General features: G+C 70.4%; 13 protein-coding genes. 3 read left to right on the top strand and 10 right to left on the bottom strand.

The window, feature by feature from the left end; translation table 11 throughout:
- Window position 1: 1 nt before the first annotated feature.
- Entirely contained in the window at window positions 2-4,852 is a 4,851-nt protein-coding gene (locus ACZ50Z_RS21815; RefSeq protein WP_464485416.1) for an HAD-IC family P-type ATPase, read from the bottom strand.
- A gap of 181 nt (window positions 4,853-5,033) precedes the next feature.
- Window positions 5,034-5,999 (bottom strand): sigma-70 family RNA polymerase sigma factor, encoded by a 966-nt coding sequence (locus ACZ50Z_RS21810; protein WP_464485415.1) that lies wholly within the window; start codon window positions 5,997-5,999, stop codon window positions 5,034-5,036.
- A 157-nt stretch (window positions 6,000-6,156) separates the two neighbouring features.
- Here ACZ50Z_RS21810 and ACZ50Z_RS21805 point away from each other — a divergent pair, with 157 nt between their 5' ends.
- On the top strand, window positions 6,157-6,924 hold the full coding sequence (locus ACZ50Z_RS21805) for an SDR family oxidoreductase (protein WP_464485414.1): 768 nt from the start codon (window positions 6,157-6,159) through the stop codon (window positions 6,922-6,924).
- A 29-nt stretch (window positions 6,925-6,953) separates the two neighbouring features.
- Entirely contained in the window at window positions 6,954-7,691 is a 738-nt protein-coding gene (locus ACZ50Z_RS21800) for a DUF899 domain-containing protein (RefSeq protein ID WP_464485413.1), read from the top strand.
- An 88-nt stretch (window positions 7,692-7,779) separates the two neighbouring features.
- Here ACZ50Z_RS21800 and ACZ50Z_RS21795 read toward each other — a convergent pair whose 3' ends face one another.
- Window positions 7,780-8,004 (bottom strand): hypothetical protein, encoded by a 225-nt coding sequence (locus tag ACZ50Z_RS21795; protein ID WP_464485412.1) that lies wholly within the window; start codon window positions 8,002-8,004, stop codon window positions 7,780-7,782.
- A gap of 43 nt (window positions 8,005-8,047) precedes the next feature.
- A complete protein-coding gene (locus tag ACZ50Z_RS21790) occupies window positions 8,048-8,425 on the bottom strand; it encodes a nuclear transport factor 2 family protein (RefSeq protein WP_464485411.1) in 378 nt (125 codons plus the stop codon).
- Between the two features lie 79 nt (window positions 8,426-8,504).
- Between ACZ50Z_RS21790 and ACZ50Z_RS21785 the strand changes: the two genes are divergently transcribed.
- The gene (locus tag ACZ50Z_RS21785; protein WP_464485410.1) at window positions 8,505-8,996 is read left to right on the top strand and encodes an SRPBCC family protein; all 492 of its coding nucleotides are present in this window, start codon (window positions 8,505-8,507) and stop codon (window positions 8,994-8,996) included.
- Here ACZ50Z_RS21785 and ACZ50Z_RS21780 read toward each other — a convergent pair whose 3' ends face one another.
- Genes ACZ50Z_RS21780 through ACZ50Z_RS21755 form a run of 6 tightly spaced genes read right to left on the bottom strand, consistent with a single transcriptional unit; the run spans window position 8,997 to window position 16,447 of the window.
- On the bottom strand, window positions 8,997-10,157 hold the full coding sequence (locus tag ACZ50Z_RS21780) for an NDMA-dependent alcohol dehydrogenase (RefSeq protein WP_464485409.1): 1,161 nt from the start codon (window positions 10,155-10,157) through the stop codon (window positions 8,997-8,999).
- Window positions 10,154-11,695: an acyl-CoA synthetase gene (locus ACZ50Z_RS21775; RefSeq protein ID WP_464485408.1), complete on the bottom strand. Its 1,542-nt coding sequence runs from the start codon at window positions 11,693-11,695 to the stop codon at window positions 10,154-10,156. Before ACZ50Z_RS21775 ends, ACZ50Z_RS21780 begins: the two co-directional genes overlap by 4 nt.
- On the bottom strand, window positions 11,680-12,462 hold the full coding sequence (locus tag ACZ50Z_RS21770; protein ID WP_464485407.1) for an SDR family NAD(P)-dependent oxidoreductase: 783 nt from the start codon (window positions 12,460-12,462) through the stop codon (window positions 11,680-11,682). Before ACZ50Z_RS21770 ends, ACZ50Z_RS21775 begins: the two co-directional genes overlap by 16 nt.
- The gene (locus tag ACZ50Z_RS21765) at window positions 12,455-14,074 is read right to left on the bottom strand and encodes an AMP-binding protein (protein ID WP_464485406.1); all 1,620 of its coding nucleotides are present in this window, start codon (window positions 14,072-14,074) and stop codon (window positions 12,455-12,457) included. Before ACZ50Z_RS21765 ends, ACZ50Z_RS21770 begins: the two co-directional genes overlap by 8 nt.
- A gap of 1 nt (window position 14,075) precedes the next feature.
- Window positions 14,076-14,825: a GntR family transcriptional regulator gene (locus ACZ50Z_RS21760; protein ID WP_464485405.1), complete on the bottom strand. Its 750-nt coding sequence runs from the start codon at window positions 14,823-14,825 to the stop codon at window positions 14,076-14,078.
- Window positions 14,825-16,447: an SMP-30/gluconolactonase/LRE family protein gene (locus ACZ50Z_RS21755; RefSeq protein ID WP_464485404.1), complete on the bottom strand. Its 1,623-nt coding sequence runs from the start codon at window positions 16,445-16,447 to the stop codon at window positions 14,825-14,827. Before ACZ50Z_RS21755 ends, ACZ50Z_RS21760 begins: the two co-directional genes overlap by 1 nt.
- Window positions 16,448-16,533 lie beyond the last annotated feature (86 nt).

The raw sequence follows: 16,533 nt of genomic DNA, 5'->3' as shown, positions 1-16,533 counted from the left end.
TTCACTCCTGGCCGGGCTCCAACGCCTCGACCTGCTTGGCCAGCCAGTTCGGCGCCAGCGCCGAGATCGCGGTGGCACCCGCGGTGGAACCCAGCACGCCCGACCAGGCGACCGGTCCCAACGGCGTGCACCCGAAGAACTGGCTGAGCACCGGGGTCTGCACGATGCCGATCAGCACGCCGGCGCTGCCCAGCGCGGTCGCCACGACAAGCGGGCTGTGCCGACGGGTCAACAGCGTCTGTGCCAGCTGCGTCGTGACCAGCGCGGTCAAACCCATTGTCGCCGTGCGTCGTTCGGTGCCCGGGGTCCAACGCCCGATGGCCCAGGCCGCCGTCGCCCCGGCCGCGGTCACGGCGCCGCGGGTGACGATCTGGCGCATCAGCGGGGCGTCGAGGGAGGGGGTGGGGCCGGTCAGCACCGCGCGGCGGTGCTGCCGGCGCGCCTCTTCGGCCTCCTCGGGGGATTCGTATTCGGCCTCATCCGGTTCGACGTATTGCGACGTGACCGCGACCGCGAGCGCGGGGAACATGTCGGTGAGCAGGTTGACCAGCAGCAGCTGACGCGTCCCCACCGGCGCTCGCCCGGCGCCGAAGGCCGTGCCGATGATGGTGAACAGCACCTCGCCGACGTTGCCGCCGACCAGGATGGTGACGGCGTCCCGGACGCCGGCCCACATGCTGCGGCCCTCGACCAGGGCGTCGAGGAGCACGCCCAGGTCCTCGTCGGTCAACACGATGTCCGCGGCCCCGCGCGCGGCCGAGGACCCCCGCCCACTCACCCCGATGCCCACGTCGGCCATCCGGATCGCCGCGGCGTCGTTGGCGCCGTCACCGACCATCGCGGTCACCCGCCCACAGCGCTGCAGCGCGGCCACGATCTGCACCTTCTGCTCGGGGCTGACGCGCGCGAAGACCTGCACGTCGGCGACCAGCTTGGCGCACGCGTCCTCGTCGAGACCCGCGAGCTCGGCGCCGGTGATGACCCGCGCGTCCGCGGGCAGGCCCAGCTGCCGGGCGATCGCCCGTGCGGTGATGGGGTGGTCGCCGGTGATCAGCACGACGTCGCGGTCGGCGTCGGTGAGCGCTTCGATCAGCGGACGCGCCGACGCCCGGGCGGTGTCCGCCAGGCCGACGTAGCCGAGCAGTTCGAGGTCTTCGGCCGCCGCGTCCACGGCGTCGGCGTCGGTGTCCTCGTCGTCGGTCTCGTGTTTCCAGCCGCGCTGCGCCACCGCGAGCACCCGCAGGCCCTGTTCGGCGAGACCGCGGACGACGGTCTCGGCCCGCTCCTGGTCGGCCCGCGGGTCGGCGAACCGGCAGCGCGGCAGGATGACCTCGGGTGCGCCCTTGAGGATCAGCACCGGCGCGTCGGCGGGGTGCCCATTGGTGATGCCGTCGGCGCCACCGTGGCGCAGGGCGCCGATCGCTGCGGCGAAGCCGCGACTGGACTCGAAGGGCACCTCGGCGATCATCGTCCAATCCGAATCGCCGTGGCCGTTCAGCGAATTCGCCGCGGTGAGAATCGCCTCGTCGGTGGCGTGGGCGTGACCCTGGCCGTCCTGCGGCTGGGCGGACGCGCGCGCGGCGGCCCGCAGCAGCCCCGCCGATTGCGGGTCGGTCAGCGTCGGGAACGGGTCGTGCGGATCGGCGCCGACGGGCACCGCGCACACCACGCGCAGCCGGTTCTCGGTGAGCGTGCCGGTCTTGTCGAAACAGATCGTGTCGACGCGGCCCAGGGCTTCGATGGTGCGTGGCGCGCGGACCAGCGCGCCGCGGGCCGTCAGCCGCTGGGCGGCCGAGAGCTGGGAGAGGGTGGCCACCAGGGGCAGCCCCTCGGGCACCGCGGCCACCGCGATCGCGACGCCGTCGGCCACCGCCTGGCGCAGCGGGGCGCGCCGCAGCAACGCCAACGCCGACACGGTCGCGCCGCCGGCCAGCGTCAGCGGCAGCACCTTGCTGGTGAGTTCCCGCAGTCGGGCCTGGATTCCGGCCGCGGTCTCGACGTCGGCGACCGCCGAGATCGCGCGGTGCGCGGCGGTGCCGACCCCGGTGGCGACCACGATGGCCCGGGCGTGGCCGGCGACGATGGTGCTGCCCTCGAAGAGCATGCTGGCGCGGTCGGGGTCGTTGACCGCGACGGGGTCGACCTGCTTGTCCACGGGCAGCGATTCGCCGGTGAGCAGGGACTCGTCGACCTCGAGGTCCTCGGCGACCAGCAGGCGGGCATCGGCGGGTACCACTTCCGGTGCGGCCAGGTCGATGACGTCGCCGGGCCGCAGCGACTTCGCGGACACCGTCGCCGTGCGGGTCGCGTGCCGGGCGGCCTCGAGCCGGCGCCGCGTCGTCGCGACGGCCGGGACGACCACCCGGCGCACCAGCTGATCCTGCTCCGCGAAGAGCTCGGCGGCCGCGGACTCGGCCCGGAGCCGTTGCGCCCCACCGGTTATCGCGTTGACGGTCATGACGCCCGCGACGAGCAGCGCGTCGATGTTGCTGCCGACGATCGCCGACGCCGCCGCCCCGACGGCCAGGATGGGGGTCAGCGGATCGGCGAGTTCGGTTCGCGTGGCCGACGCCAGCCGGGCCACGTTGTGGAGCGGCTTGCGCAGGGGCGCCAGGCCCGGGCTGTAGGACAGGTCGTCGAGCCGGCGGCGCCACGACGGTTCGGTCTCGACGGCCAGCGGCCGCGCACCGCCGGCCAGCCGCGAATAGACGATCTCGGGATCCAGCGCGTGCCAGGCGGTCAGCGGTTGCGGGGTGGGGTCGGGCAGCCGCAGCACCCGGGTCGCCGAGAACGTTCCGGCCACCAGGGCCGTGGCCGCGGCGGCGTTGACCGGGTTGAGCCAGCGCCGAAAGCTCACGGGGTTGGTGGTTTTCTCCTGCTCACCAGTGACCAGCAGCAGCCCGGCCAGCGTGGTGCCGCCCTGGGCCAGGTGCACCGCCGATTCGCTGGCGGATCGGGCCACCGGGATCGCCGAGAGGATCCGCACCGCGTCGGCCAGGTCGGTACCGGTGATGATGTCAGCCGTCCACGCCGTGGCGGCGCGCGGATCATCAAGGGCCACACCGACATCGGCGATCGCGAGCGCGGCCAGGGTGTCGGTCGACGCGAAGTCGCGGTGCAGCGCGGTGATCAGCAGCACCGGTCCGCGGTCGGCCCGCAGCTCGCGGACCACGTTCAACAGCGGGGTTCCGGGTGGGTGCGTCGCGCCGACGCTGGCGGTGAGGTCCTCGGTGCCGGCGACATGGCGAAGGACCACCCGGGCGCCGGTGCGGTGCGCGGTCTGGAACAGCGGAATCGCGTAGGGGTCGACCTCCCAGCCCACGTCGACGCTGCCCACGCATTCGCCGTCGACCATCAGGTCGGCGCTTTCCAGCCCCTGCGCGGGTGTGGCCGAAGGCCCTTGGTTGCGAACCCATTTCAGCCGCGCGCCGGTCGCCGGCAGCTCGTCCGGGTCGGGGTCGGGCGCCTGTTCGCCGTGCAGCAGCGCGTCGGCGACCTCGTAGACCCGGTCGTCGTCCCAGCCGGGCGCGTCGCCGCGGACCCGCAACACGGCGCGGTGGTCGCCGCGCAGGGCGGCGCCGTCGATGACGACCACCTTCACCCGGTCCAGGCGACGCAGCGCGCCCGGGTCGAGAACCAGCTGCCCGGAATTGGCGAGCCCGCGGCCCAACACCGCCGCGAACGCCTGACGGCCCATGTGCGCGGCCCGCGGCACCCCGGCTTCGATGGCCGCGGCCGCGTCTTCGGTGCCGCCGCCGGCCACCAGCGCGCTGACCGCGGCGATCAACGAGCCGTTCGCGGCGGAATCGACGTAGCTCTCCACCGGGCCGGCCATCGAGCCCTTCGCCTTGTCCATCGCCGCGTCGATGGTTCCGCCGACGACGACGTGGGACGCCTCGCCGGCCGCCGCGGCCGCCCAGCTGTGGCGGGGCACCTCCGACTTGGCGGACGAGATGACCGGGACCACCGGGGCCTGCGGGCGTTGGGGCGAGGCCAGCTGGGGTTCCCGGTCCCGCCACACCCGGCGGTGCGCCGTCGCCTCGGAGACCTGCAGGGTGCGCTGGGTCAGGTCGAGCATCGGCGTGCCGAACGACTGGGTCAGGCCGTGGGCGGCGGCCGTGGTCGCGGCCAGCGCGATGTCGGTGCCCACCCGGCCCAGGCGTGCCTCAAGGATCGCGACCATGCGCGGTTGATGGTTGATCAGCGCGGCCGCGGCCCGGGTGGTCTGCGGCGCCGCGGGCAGCCGGGTCACCCAGCCGGTCACCGCGGCGCCCATCGCGACCAGATCCAATGCCGCCGCGGTGAGGGGCACCAGGATCGCCAGCGGGTTACCCGGGTCGGCGAAGGGCGCGGAAGGCGTCGCCGCCTCCGCCTTCGACCAGGTGATGTCGGCGGCGATGGACGCGACCGTCGAGCGGACCTCGTCCAGGACGGCGTCGTGGTCGGCGCCGTCGGAGAGTTCGACCACCAACCGGCCCAGCGAGCCCTCGACGTGCGCCTTGGCCACGCCCGGGATCCTGCGCACCGGCTCCTCGACGGCGGGCGCGTACTCGTGCCAGCGGGGGAACGGCAGCAGCGGGTCCAGGTCCAGGTGCACTCGTTGCCCGCTGTGCCAGCGCACCGGTGGCGCGATCGGGGCGGCGGTGCCGTCGGTGGACGTGTCCACCCCGATCGCCCGGCCCGTGGTGTGAGCCACCGATTGGATGACGGGGCCCGCGAGCTCGGCGACCGGGCCGGCCAACGTCTGCAGCGCGCCGGCGGCCCCCGCCGCGGTCGATACGCCGGCCCGTACCACCTGCGCGGCGCCGCCGGCCACACCAGCGACGACGCTGGAAACGCCGGGAATCTTCACTCGTCACCCTTCAACTACGTCTCCCGCGCCTAATGATCCTGGCGTGTGAAGGACCTGTCCACACGTGGGGCGGGAAGGTAAACCGTCCGACGACATCGCTGACGGTGCAGGCCGATGCGGGTCGATGCAGGTCGGGCTTCCCAAGATGGCAGGGGCTGCGATCACGTCCCTGGCACAAACATTACCGGGTTGAAGGTAAACCAAACGCGCTGAACAAGTCGGGGTCGAGAAAGACGGTGATGCCGGCGATCCCGGCGGCACCCGGAGTCAAGACGTGGATCGAATGGGCACGCATCACCCCGTCGGCCGCGCGGCGATATTCGGCGACGGCGGGTTGCGCATTCGCGGCCGTCGGGATCATCGCGAGGTCGCCGGCCTTGGCCAGCGCGCGCGCCGCGAGGAACCGCAGCACCGTGTCGCGTCCGGTGAACCACACTGGCAGAGGCGGCATTTCGAGCTTGACCTCGGCTTGCAGGAGCGCCGTGAGCGCCGCCATGTCGGCGTTTTCGAAAGCCGCGCAATACCGGTCGAGCAGGTCACGCCGCGCGGCGTCGTGGGGCTCGGACATCGTGTCCTCGATGGGAGAGAGCTCGGCGAGGCGAGTCCGGGCCCGCTGCAGCGAACTGTTGACGGCCGCGGGCGTGGTGTCGAGGAGCTCGGCAACCTCGGCGGCGCTGAATTGCACGACGTCGCGCAGAATCAACACCGCGCGCTGGCGCGCCGGGAGCTCCTGAAGGGCGGTCATCACGGCCAGCCGCACGCTCTGCTTGACGCTGACTTTGACCCCCGGGTCGTCCGGGCCGGCGAACATGAGGGCGTCCGGGATGGGCTCGAGCCACGCGTGCGCGTCGGCTTTCGCGTCGAGGTCGGCGTCCGGGTCGATCGAGCCCTCACCCAGCCCGGTCGGCAACACGCGGCGGGCCCGGTTCTCCAGCGCGCGCAGACAGGCGGTCGTCGCGATCCGATACAGCCAGGTCTTCAACGCCGCGCGTTCCTCGAACGCCGGGTAGCCGCGCCAGCCCCGCAGGTATGTCTCCTGCACGAGGTCTTCGGCGTCGTGCACCGAACCCAGCATGCGATAGCAGTGCGCGATCAGCTCGGCACGAAACGGCGCCGCCCGCTCGACGAAATCCTCCTGCGCCGGCACCACCCTCTCCTCTCGGCTGCGAAGCGAACCTACTCCTGTAGAGACGTCCGACCGCCGAAATTCATCGGTCCCCGAGCGATGAATCCAGTCGCCGCGCCGTATCTCCATTAGTGAAGCCGCGGCTCGGTCGCGGTCCACCAGAGGAAGCGAGCACGACATGAACCAGACCCCAAACCCCCGCGCCGACGGGCTCGTCGGCAGCACCGCGATCGTGACCGGGGCCGGCCGCGGATTCGGCCGCGCGATCGCCACCGCGCTGTCGACGGCCGGCGCCGAGGTCGTCGGTGTCGCGCGCACAAGGGCACAGCTCGACGAGGTGCGCGCCGTGCTGGGCGACACCTTTATCCCGGTGGTCGGCGACGCCGCCGATCCACTGACGGCGGCCGGCCTCATCGAGCGCTACCGCCCGCGCACACTGGTGTTGTGTGCCGGGGCGGCGCCGCGGATGGCGCCACTGCAGGATCAGACCTGGGAGACGTTCAGTGAGAACTGGAATTCCGATGTCGCGCAGGCGTTTCACTGGGCCCGCCACGCGCTGCGTCTCCCGCTGGCGCCGGGCAGCTCGGTGATCGTGATGTCCAGCGGCGCGGCCGTCGCCGGATCACCGCTGTCCGGCGGGTATGCCGGCGCGAAGGCGACGGTCAGGTTCATCACCGGGTACGCCGCCAGCGAATCGCAACGCGTCGGGCTGGACATCGACTTCACCGCCGTGCTGCCGCGGTTGACACCGGCCACTGGCCTGGGGGCGGCCGCGGTCGCGGCCTATGCCGAGCGGCAGGGCGTCGACGTCGACACGTTCCTGCAATCGGCGGGGCCCGTGCTCACCGCCGAACAGGTGGGTAAGTCGGTGCTCGAGATCGCCACCGAGGGCACGGATTGCGACGCCTACCTGCTCACCTCCGCCGGCCTCGCGCCGCTGACCTGATACACCCGACACTGCAAAGGCGGACAGCGATGAACACACCCCCGATCGTGACGGCCCACGAGTGGACGACCGCGCATCAACAACTGCTGGAAAAGGAGAAGGAACTCACCCGGGCCCGCGACGCCCTGGCGGCCCGGCGGCGCCGGATGCCCTGGATGGCGGTGGATTCCGGCTACCGGTTCGAGGGGCCCGAGGGCACGGTCGACCTGCTGGGCCTGTTCCAGGGAAGGCGGCAGCTGGTGGTCTACCGCGCCTTCTACGGGCCCGACATCGACGGCTGGCCCGAACACGGTTGCCGGGGCTGCTCGATGATGGCCGACCATGTCGGCAACCTCGCGCACCTCAACGCCCGCGACACCACGCTGGTGTTCGCGTCGCGGGCACCCCAGCCCGACATCGAGCGGCTGAAGGACCGGATGGGCTGGAAGATGCCTTGGTACACGATCACCGATGGCTTCGATACCGACTTCGGCGTGGACGAATGGCACGGGACCAACGCCTTCATTCATGACGGCGATCGGGTGTTTCGCACGTACTTCATCAACAACCGCGGCGACGAGGCGCTGGGGACCACCTGGAGCTTTTTGGACATGACCGCGCTGGGACGCCAGGAAAGTTGGGAGGATTCGCCCGAGGGGTACCCGCAGACCGCTCCCTACGAGTGGTGGGACTGGCACGACGCGTACGGCGAGCACGAGCCGTCGCGCTGGTTCGGTGAGCCGGATCCCAACGATCCCAACGACATCCGGCCACCGCGGAAGGCCTAAGCGGCGCAACGTTTTTGGTGCATAAAACACGAATGCGCGGTAGCCGTGGACCGGCTACTCGCGCACTGCTCCGTCGAGGATTCTTCGGCTATAAGATTCGGTGGTTCGCCCTGTCGACCTGGTAACCGGCCGGGAAGGACTTCTCGATCACCTGCAACTGGTGATCCACCCTGGACTCCAGCTCGAGCACCACGCAGCTGTCGCTGAAGGATTTCGATTCGAGAACTATGTACCGCTGACCGCAATCGGTGATCGGGTCGCCCGAGTGCAATTTCTCGACCGGCACCGACTCCGGAGTTCCATCTGCCTCCATCCATCACACGGTAGGTCAATTCCGCGGGTGAGGGAATAGACCCCTACGTGGCGCTTGCCTGCCGCTGCTTGAAGAACACGCTGACGTGAACGATCAATCCGTGCTGGTCCCGCTCGAACAGGATGCATTCGGGCCACGTGGTCGCGACGCCGCCGATCTCGAATGTCTCGGACAATTCGGCGTAGGAGATCCGGGCGTCCACGTGTGAGACGCGGTGCACCCGCAACCGATGGCCCGGCAGCTCGGTGCACACCTTGCGCAGGTAGGCGACGTAGCGCGCCTTGCCCTCGACGACGTCGCAGAACGGCCCCTCCCGGGTCAAGCCCTGCTCGGCGAGGGTGTCGGCCAGGCCGTTCCAGTCGTGAACCGCCAGGCACCGCAGGTACCGCTCGACCGCTTGACTTTCCGCCGCGCCGCCCATCGCGCCTCCGCTCCCGGCCTGCGCTATTTGGCCTGCGCCGAGCGTAACGCCACGGCGAAAAAACCGGCAGAATGTCGCCGTGGCGCTACATCCGCGGGCTCGGTCGTTGTTGTTCGTGCATGCCGAGCGGACGCTGTCCGAGCACGTGCCCGCGTCGCCCGATGCGGTGCGCGACTTCTACGTGGACCTGGACAACATCAAGCTCGTGCACCCGTTGATCGTGTCCGTGGAAACGTTGTCCCGCAGCCAAATCCCGGAGGGCTACCAGCAGAGCTACCGGGTGGTCGACCGAATCCCGTTGGGGCCGTTCACCGTCCGCACCGCCTACCACGCCCGGCTGCGCGTGCCCGCCGTCGGTGACGTGCTGACCGAGGCCGATCAGTCACCCGGGGTGCGGCTGCGGGGCACGGTGAGCTTCGAGCCGGCCGACGGCGGCACCCGCGTCACCGAGCGCATCCGGATAGGCGCGCCGCGACTTCTGGCGGGGGTGACCATCCGCGAGGCGGTCAAGGCGCACGCCGAGATGCTCGCCGGCATGCGCAGGCACTTCGAATCCGGTCGGCGAGGTTAGTCACACACCGGCGAAATCGATGACGCCACGAATGTTGCGGCCCTCGCGCAGGTCCACGAACGCCTCGTTGATCTCGTCGAGCCGGTAGTGGCGGGTGACCAACTCGTCGAGTTTCACCGCGCCCGCCTGATACAACGACAACAGCATCGGCACGCTGGTGCGCGGATTCATCCCGCCGTACAGCGCCCCCCGCAGCTGTTTGGCCGACAGTGTCATCTCCTGCAGCACCAACGGCACCGGGGGCTCGGTGAACGGGGTGATGCCGGTGAGCACGCAGATCCCGCCTTTGCGAAGCAGCGTCATCGCCAACGCAACCAAGTCCACGTGCACCACGCCGGGACAGACGACCACCCGGTCGGCCATCAGGCCGGCGGTGATCTCCTTGACCAGCGGTATCGCGTCCTCGGCGGAGGCCGCCGTGTGCGTGGCGCCGAAGAACTTGGCCGAATCGCGCTTGGACTCAACAGGATCCACTGCGACAACGTACTTCGCGCCGACGGCCCGTGCGCCCTGCAGGGCGTTCATCCCGACGCCGCCGGCGCCGATGACCACCACGGTGTCGCCGGGCTCGGTGCCCGCCGAGACGGTCGCGGAACCCCAGCCGGTGCTGACGCCGCACGACACGAGCGAGGCGGCATGGAACGGGATCGCGTCGTCGATCTTGATGACGGACCTTTCCGATAGCACCGCGTATTCGGCAAACGTGCCGAGTTGCCCATAGGCCAAAAGGTTTTCGTCACCGAGGTGGCGGCGGCAGGTTCCGTCGGTGGGCATTTCCCGCACGAACAGACTCGCGCCGATGTCGCAGATATAGCTCTGGCCGTTGACACAGAACCGGCAGCTGCCGCACGCGGGAATGAAGGAGAGCGCCACGTGATCCCCGGGTTGGACCGTCGTCACGCCCGGTCCCACTTCCGCGACGACGCCGGCGCCCTCGTGACCGCCGAGCAGGGGGAACCAGTCGGGCGCGGGCTGGCCGCTCGCGGCCAGCGCCTCGGGGGTCGGCACGACGTCGCCGGTGAACAGGTGGTCGTCGGAGTGGCAGATCCCGGCGACGGCCATCCGCACCAGGACTTCACCGCCGCGGGGCGGATCCAGCTCGATCTCGCGGATCTCCCAGTCCTGGCCGACCCCGCGGATCACAGCGGCGCGACACTTCATTGCGTCCTCCTTGATGTCTCCTGGATTTCCTGACGCGGCGGGGGGCACGGCGCCAGGGCGGCCCGCAGTTCCCGCTTGAGCACCTTGCCGTAGCTGTTTTTCGGTAGCTCGTCGACGAATTCGTAGCGCTTGGGACGTTTGAAGCGCGCGATGCGCCGCAGCAGGTGCGCGTCCAGCGCCGCGGCGTCGAGGCGATCGCCGGTGCCGACGATGAATGCGACCACCACCTCGCCCCATTCGGGGTCGGGTGCACCGAGTACGCACGCCTCCGCGACCCCGGGGCATTCGAGCAAGACCTCCTCCACTTCGCGGGGGTAGATGTTGCTGCCGCCGCTGATGACGACGTCCTTCGAGCGATCGCGCAGCGTGAGGAGACCGCGCGCGTCGAACGAGCCCATGTCGCCGGTGAAGAGCCAGCCCTCTTTGAGGGTGGCGCGGGTCGCGCCGGGGTTACGCCAGTAGCCGGACATGACCGCGTCGCCGCGGCACACGATTTCGCCGATCTCGCCGGCGGGCGCGGGGGCGCCGTCGGGGCGCAGCACGGCGACGTCCATCCCGGACCGCGCGTAGCCGACCGACCCCAGGACGGCGTCGTCGGCGGATTCGTGGTCGGCGCGGCGCAGCCCGGTGATGGTCATCGGTGACTCGCCCTGCCCGTAGATCTGGGCGAAGATCGGGCCGAACGCCGCGATCGCCTTGCGCAGGCTTTCGACATACATCGGGCCGCCACCGTAGACGATCGTCTTGAGGTTGGCCGGGCGGGCGCGGCCCGTGTTCACCAGGCGCTGCACCATCGTCGGGGCGAGAAATGCGCTGCCGCCGGGGTGATGCTCGCACAGATCGAGGAACTCGTCGGGGTCGAATGCGCCCGACGCGGGCACCACCTGGCGCGCGGCGCGCAGCACGTAGGGCAGGACGTAGAGGCCCGAGCCGTGCGACATGGGCGCCGCGTGCAGGAGGCTGCACTCCTCGTCGGGGGCGTCGATGTCGGCGAGGTGCGCGACGGTCATCGCCGTCAGGTTGCGGTGCGACAGCATCGCCCCCTTCGATCGACCGGTGGTGCCGCTGGTGTAGAAGAGCCATGCGAGCGCCGACGGGTCGGTGCGGGGCGGTGCCGATGGCGCGGCGGCGTGCCGGCGCGAGTAGTCCTCGGACTCAAAGGTTTCCACCGGCGTCATGGTGATCGGCGCCAGTTCGCCGCCGATCGCGGCGGAAGCGAACACCTGCACCGCGCCCGCATCATCGAGGATCTCGACCATCTCGCGCGGATGCAGCTTGTAGTTGATGGGGACGACGACACACTCGGCGGCCCAGATCGCGAACATCAACTCGACGATCTCGGGGCGGTTGTGGGTGGCGACCGCGACGCGGGCACCAACCCCGTGCTGTTGCCGGAGCGAGGCGGCCAGGCGTAATGCCCTGTCCCGCAGCTCGATCCAGGTGCACAGGCGACGGGCCCCGTGATACAGCGCGCCGCGGTCGGGGTGGCGGCTCGCCGCCTGGTCGAGCATCGCAAACAGATTCATCGCTCGATCCATTGCGAGGACAGCGCGAATTCCGACAGATACTTCGTCGAGCTCCAGCCGCCGTCGACCACGATCGTCTGGCCGTTGATGAAGCTTGCGCCCGGCGAGCACAAGAAGGCGACGGTGCTGGCGATGTCATCGATGCGGCCCAACCGCTGATGCGGCGTCATCTCGGTGCTGATCTTGCGGAATCGCTCGTCCTCCAAGCGCTTCTCGACCATCGGCGTCACCGTCACGCCGGGCGCGACGGCGTTGCAGCGGATGCCGGACGCGCCGTACTGGCAGGCGATGTGGGTGGTCAGCGCGGTCAGTCCACCCTTGGCCGCGGAGTAGGCCCCGCCCCGCAGGCCGCCGACGACCGCGAATGTCGACGTCACATTGATGATGGCCGATCCGGGTTTCATGTGGGGCAGCACGTCACGCGCGAGCCGAAACGGCGCCCGCAGCATCAAACCCAGGAAGTAGTCCAGGGTTTCGTCGTCGGTTTCGTGCAGCGGCTTGGGGCTGCCCACTCCGGCGTTGTTGATCAGGAAGTCGATGTGGCCCCACCGCTGCACGGCGAGCTCGACGATGCGGCGCGGGGCGTCGTCGTCGGTGAGGTCGACGGCCAGCGTGGCCACGCGATCCGGATCGCCGACGGCCGTGTGCAGCCCGGCCAGCCGGTCCTGGTCGCGGCCCGTGCCGAGGACCGCCATGCCCATCTCGGCGAGTTTGGTGGCGCAGCCCAGGCCGATGCCGCTGCTTGCGCCGGTGACGATCGCGACCTGCATCTCACCCATCCTGAATCTCCGCCCGTGTTAGCGCCGCCCGGATCCGATGCTTGAGAACCTTGCCCGCGTCGTTCTTCGGCAGGGCATCGGTGATCACGACCTGTTCGGGCGCCTTGAATTTGGCGACCCCTTTGCTCACCAACAGCGCCAGCAGGCTCGCGACGTCCGGGCGCTGCGCGCCCGCGGGAACGATCACCGCGCAGGCCCGTTCCCCGGTGCGCTCGTCCGGCAGCCCGACCACCGCGATCTCGGCGATGTCCGGATGATCGGCGAGCAGGTCCTCGACCTCCTTGGCCGAGATGTTCTCGCCGCTGCGGATGATGACGTCCTTGGCGCGGCCGGTCACGACGAGGTACTTCTCGTCGCGGCCGGCCGTGACCCAGCGCCCGAGGTCCCCGGTGCGGAAAAAGCCTGCGGCATCGAAAGAGTCGTCTTCGGGATGACGGTAGCCCACCAGCATCTGCGGGCCGCGCAGGCAGATTTCGCCGTCACCGGCGGGCGCGGATTCGTGGGCGTCGAGCTTGATCTCGGCGATGCCGGCCCTGCCGTCGGTGTCCGCGGCGCGCTCGGCCTCGTCCGGACGCGGTGCGCCGACGGTCGCGACGGGCACCTCCGTGCAGCCGTACACGCGGGTTACCACCGCGCGCTCGAAATACTGTGCGGCGCAGCGGATCAGCGACGGCGACACCGATGCGCCGCCGCAGATGAACACCTTCAGGTCGGGCAGGCGGGTGCCCGCCCCCTCGGCGGCGGACAGCAGCTGCTGCAGAAACGGCGTGGCCCCCGCCATGTGCGTGCACCGCTCGGCATCCATCAGGGCGACCGCCTGCGCCGGATCCCATCGGTCCATCAGGACCGCGGTCGTGCCCAGCAGCAGCGGGCATTCGAAGGCATAGATCGAGCCACCGATGTGGGCGACCGGTGAGGGGACCAGGAACGTGTCGCCCGGATCGATGTTCCAGTGGTCGCGGAGCTGGCAGATGAGGGCGTGCAGCGAATTGTGGGTGTGCAGGACGCCTTTGGGGCGGCTCGTGGTCCCGGAGGTGTACAGGATCATCCGCACGGCGTCGGGATCGAGGGCCGGAAGCGTGCCGGCGCCCGGCGCAGGGCCCAGCAGGTCGGGATAGCGGGTGTACGGACCGGTCTCGGAGCCGCGCAGCACCACCACCTCGGGCGCCGGGTTCATCGCGGCCGCCACCCGTTCGAGCATCGCCGCGTAGTCGTGACCACCGTGTCGGTGCGGGACGAAAATCATTGCGGTGCCCGCATCTTCGAGGATGAAGCGCAGGTCGTGGTCGCGCAGCGACGGCAGGATCGGGTTCACCACCATGCCGGCCAGGGTGGCGGCCAGGTAGATGACGGCGGTCTCGTGCCAGTTCGGCAACATGAACGACACCACGCTACCCGTCGGCATGCGCTCCAGCAGGGCGCCCGCCAGCGCACCGGCCTGCGCGGACAGCGTGGCGCAGTCCAGTCGAACGCCCTTGTCCACCAGCACTGTTCGCCGTGGCGATGCCTCAGTGGCCGCGCGCAGCGAATCGGCCAGCGTGGTGTGCACCCACAGTCCGCGCCGGTAGGCCTCTGACGCATGCGCCGCGTCGTGGCGGGCCCGGGCGATCAACTCAACCGGCCTGACCGGTGACGCGGCGCATGGTCATCGCGTACCGAAACCTCGACGACAGGTGGGTGTTGATCGTCACCTGGGCCACCTCACCGTCGGAGGTCGTGTAGGTGCGCCGCATCTGCAGCGCGGCCGTTCCCGCTTCCACGCCGAGACCGTCGGCCAGTTCCGGCGACAACAGGACGGCCGCGATCTCCTGGTGCAACTGCGAGACGCTCACGCCGAACAGATCCTCGATCAACGGGAAGATCGGTCCGGCATGGCGTTGCAGCAGTCTGCCGACCGCAGCGAAACTGCGGCTGATGTAGTACTCGGTTCGGCACATCGGCACCGACGCGCCGTCGGCCTGCCGGTAGCCCCGCACCGAGAGCCACTGCGTGCCCGGCTCGAGCCCGGTCCGCGCGGCGAGGTCGTCGTCGATCGTCACCATCGCGTTGGATTCGATGGTGAGCTGCGCGCCGGCCGCGAACGCGAGCAGGTCGTCGATCGACATCGCGTCCTGGGCATAGGAACTCGACGCCGGCCGGGGGACCACCCGGGTGCCCGCCCGCGGCCGCGACGCGACCAGGTTGTCCTCCCGCAGCCGGCGCAGCGCCTCGCGGACGGTGTAGCGGCTCACCGCAAATCGCTCACACAGTTGGTGCTCGGTCGGCAGCTGCGATCCCACCGGATAGACCCCGTCGACGATCTCCTTGCGCAGCGTGCGGGCGATCTGGAGATAGCGGTGGTCGCCCGCGATCGCCTGGGACATCAGCGGCCGCGCCCCGCCGGGCGCACAGCCAGCACGCTGCCCTCGCCGTCGGCCGAGATGTACAGCGTCCCGTCGGCCGCCGCCGTGATGCCGGCGAACGGTCCCTGGGGCCCGGAAAACGGCGGCATCCCCCGCAGCGGCTTGGGCGTCACGCCCGGCGGGGGACCGACCGGCAGCCCCGACGCGATCGTCTGGCGCGCGTGGCCGGCGAGATCGACGGCGACCAACTCCTTGGCGCCGGCATCGACCACGTAGAGCACACCGTCGCGCACCAGAATGCCCTGCGGCCGTTGCAGATCGGCGACGACGGTGTCGGGCGTCGGCCCGGCAAGCCTGACCACCCGCCCGGCTCTGGCCTCGGCCACCAGACACGTCCCGTCGGCATCGATCGCGACCCCGACCGGGTCACGCAGACCGGTCGCCAGCACGTCGACGCCCCCCGACCGCAGCGACAGCACCCGCCCGGTCCCCAACTCCGCAACCACCACGCCGCCCGGGCCCACCGCGACACCGTAGAGCTGGTCGAAACCGTCCGCCAGCACCTCGGTTTCGTTGGCTTCGGGCCGGTAGCGGGCGACCTGGCCGCCCGACGTCGTGACGATGAATTCGCCGGACCCGCTCGCGGCGACGCCGCGCAGGAAGCCGGGATAACCGGGGCTGAACAACATTCCCGCGGTGTGCAGCGAGCCGTCGGGCAGCGCGACGTAGAAGTACGTGCCGTCGGCGATGTAGAGCTGTCCGTCGTGACCTACGGCCAGGTCCATCGGCCAGTTGAGCCCGCCCGGCAGCACGGAAACCGTTGTGCCGTCGGGCGATATCTGCGTGATCTCGCCGGTGAAATTGGAGACGAACAGCTGGTCGCCGACGAAGGTGCAGTTGTCCAGGCCCGGGTTCAGCTGGGCGAGCACGCGGCGCTCGCCGGTGCGGGGATCGATGCGCAGCACCTGCCCGCTGGCGACCTGTGTCGAGACGAGGTAGCCGTGGGCGTCGAATTTGACGGAGTCGGGCACGCCGAGATCGCCCGCGACGCAGTGTGGTTCGCCGCCCTCGGGGTCGACGCGCCAGATTTCGTTGGCGCCCATCACTGGAAAGTACAGCAGGCCGTCGGGACCGACCTCCATCGCGTTCGGTGAGGGCACGTTCTCCAACAGCACCCGTGGCGGGCCGCCCGACAGGTCGAACTCCAGCAGGCGTCCGCCCTCACGGCATTCACCGATGAACAACCGGCCGCCGTGGAACGTGATGCCGTTGGCCGACGGCACGTCGTCGCGCAGTACCCGCGTCCGACCGCCGGTCTCGCGGACGCTCACCCGGCCGTCCATCACCTCGGTCGCGTACAGGTTGCCGCCGGGGTCGAACGCGACGTCGTCGGGCGCCACGATGTCGCCCCCTTTGGGGCTGGCGATCACCAGTTCCCCGGTGCGGTGGTCCAGCGCGCTGATCTGGCTGCCGGTCACCTGAGCGATGTAGATGCGGCCGTCGGGACCGGTGCGCAGCCCGTTGGCGCCGAACAGGCGGCTGGGCGCGGTGACCCGTTCGAGCTCCCAGCCCGGCGCGACGTCGACGGGGTCTGGGGCTGAGTACCGCGAGGGCTGCGTTGAGAGCGCCCTTGAAATGGACATGCTCGCCGAGGTCCTTCCGTCAGCCGGTTGGGCTGGACGTTATCAATTCCTCGTAGTCCAGACAATAGCTGCCGCCGCGTTCCGGC

It is taken from the genome of Mycobacterium sp. NTMscope_MAC_269 (assembly GCF_976985695.1).
The sequence above is the reverse complement of the archived record's forward strand: the minus strand, read 5'-3'. Positions and strand labels throughout refer to the sequence as shown.

What these genes read in the sequence shown, in the direction of transcription:
- ACZ50Z_RS21780 (WP_464485409.1), bottom strand. Translation starts at nt 10,157, where the DNA reads ATGAAGTGTCGCGCCGCTGTGATCCGCGGGGTCGGCCAGGACTGGGAG.
- ACZ50Z_RS21800 (WP_464485413.1), top strand. Translation starts at nt 6,954, where the DNA reads ATGAACACACCCCCGATCGTGACGGCCCACGAGTGGACGACCGCGCAT.
- ACZ50Z_RS21805 (WP_464485414.1), top strand. Translation starts at nt 6,157, where the DNA reads ATGAACCAGACCCCAAACCCCCGCGCCGACGGGCTCGTCGGCAGCACC.
- ACZ50Z_RS21790 (WP_464485411.1), bottom strand. Translation starts at nt 8,425, where the DNA reads ATGGGCGGCGCGGCGGAAAGTCAAGCGGTCGAGCGGTACCTGCGGTGC.
- ACZ50Z_RS21770 (WP_464485407.1), bottom strand. Translation starts at nt 12,462, where the DNA reads ATGGGTGAGATGCAGGTCGCGATCGTCACCGGCGCAAGCAGCGGCATC.
- ACZ50Z_RS21775 (WP_464485408.1), bottom strand. Translation starts at nt 11,695, where the DNA reads ATGGATCGAGCGATGAATCTGTTTGCGATGCTCGACCAGGCGGCGAGC.
- ACZ50Z_RS21795 (WP_464485412.1), bottom strand. Translation starts at nt 8,004, where the DNA reads ATGGAGGCAGATGGAACTCCGGAGTCGGTGCCGGTCGAGAAATTGCAC.
- ACZ50Z_RS21760 (WP_464485405.1), bottom strand. Translation starts at nt 14,825, where the DNA reads ATGTCCCAGGCGATCGCGGGCGACCACCGCTATCTCCAGATCGCCCGC.
- ACZ50Z_RS21755 (WP_464485404.1), bottom strand. Translation starts at nt 16,447, where the DNA reads ATGTCCATTTCAAGGGCGCTCTCAACGCAGCCCTCGCGGTACTCAGCC.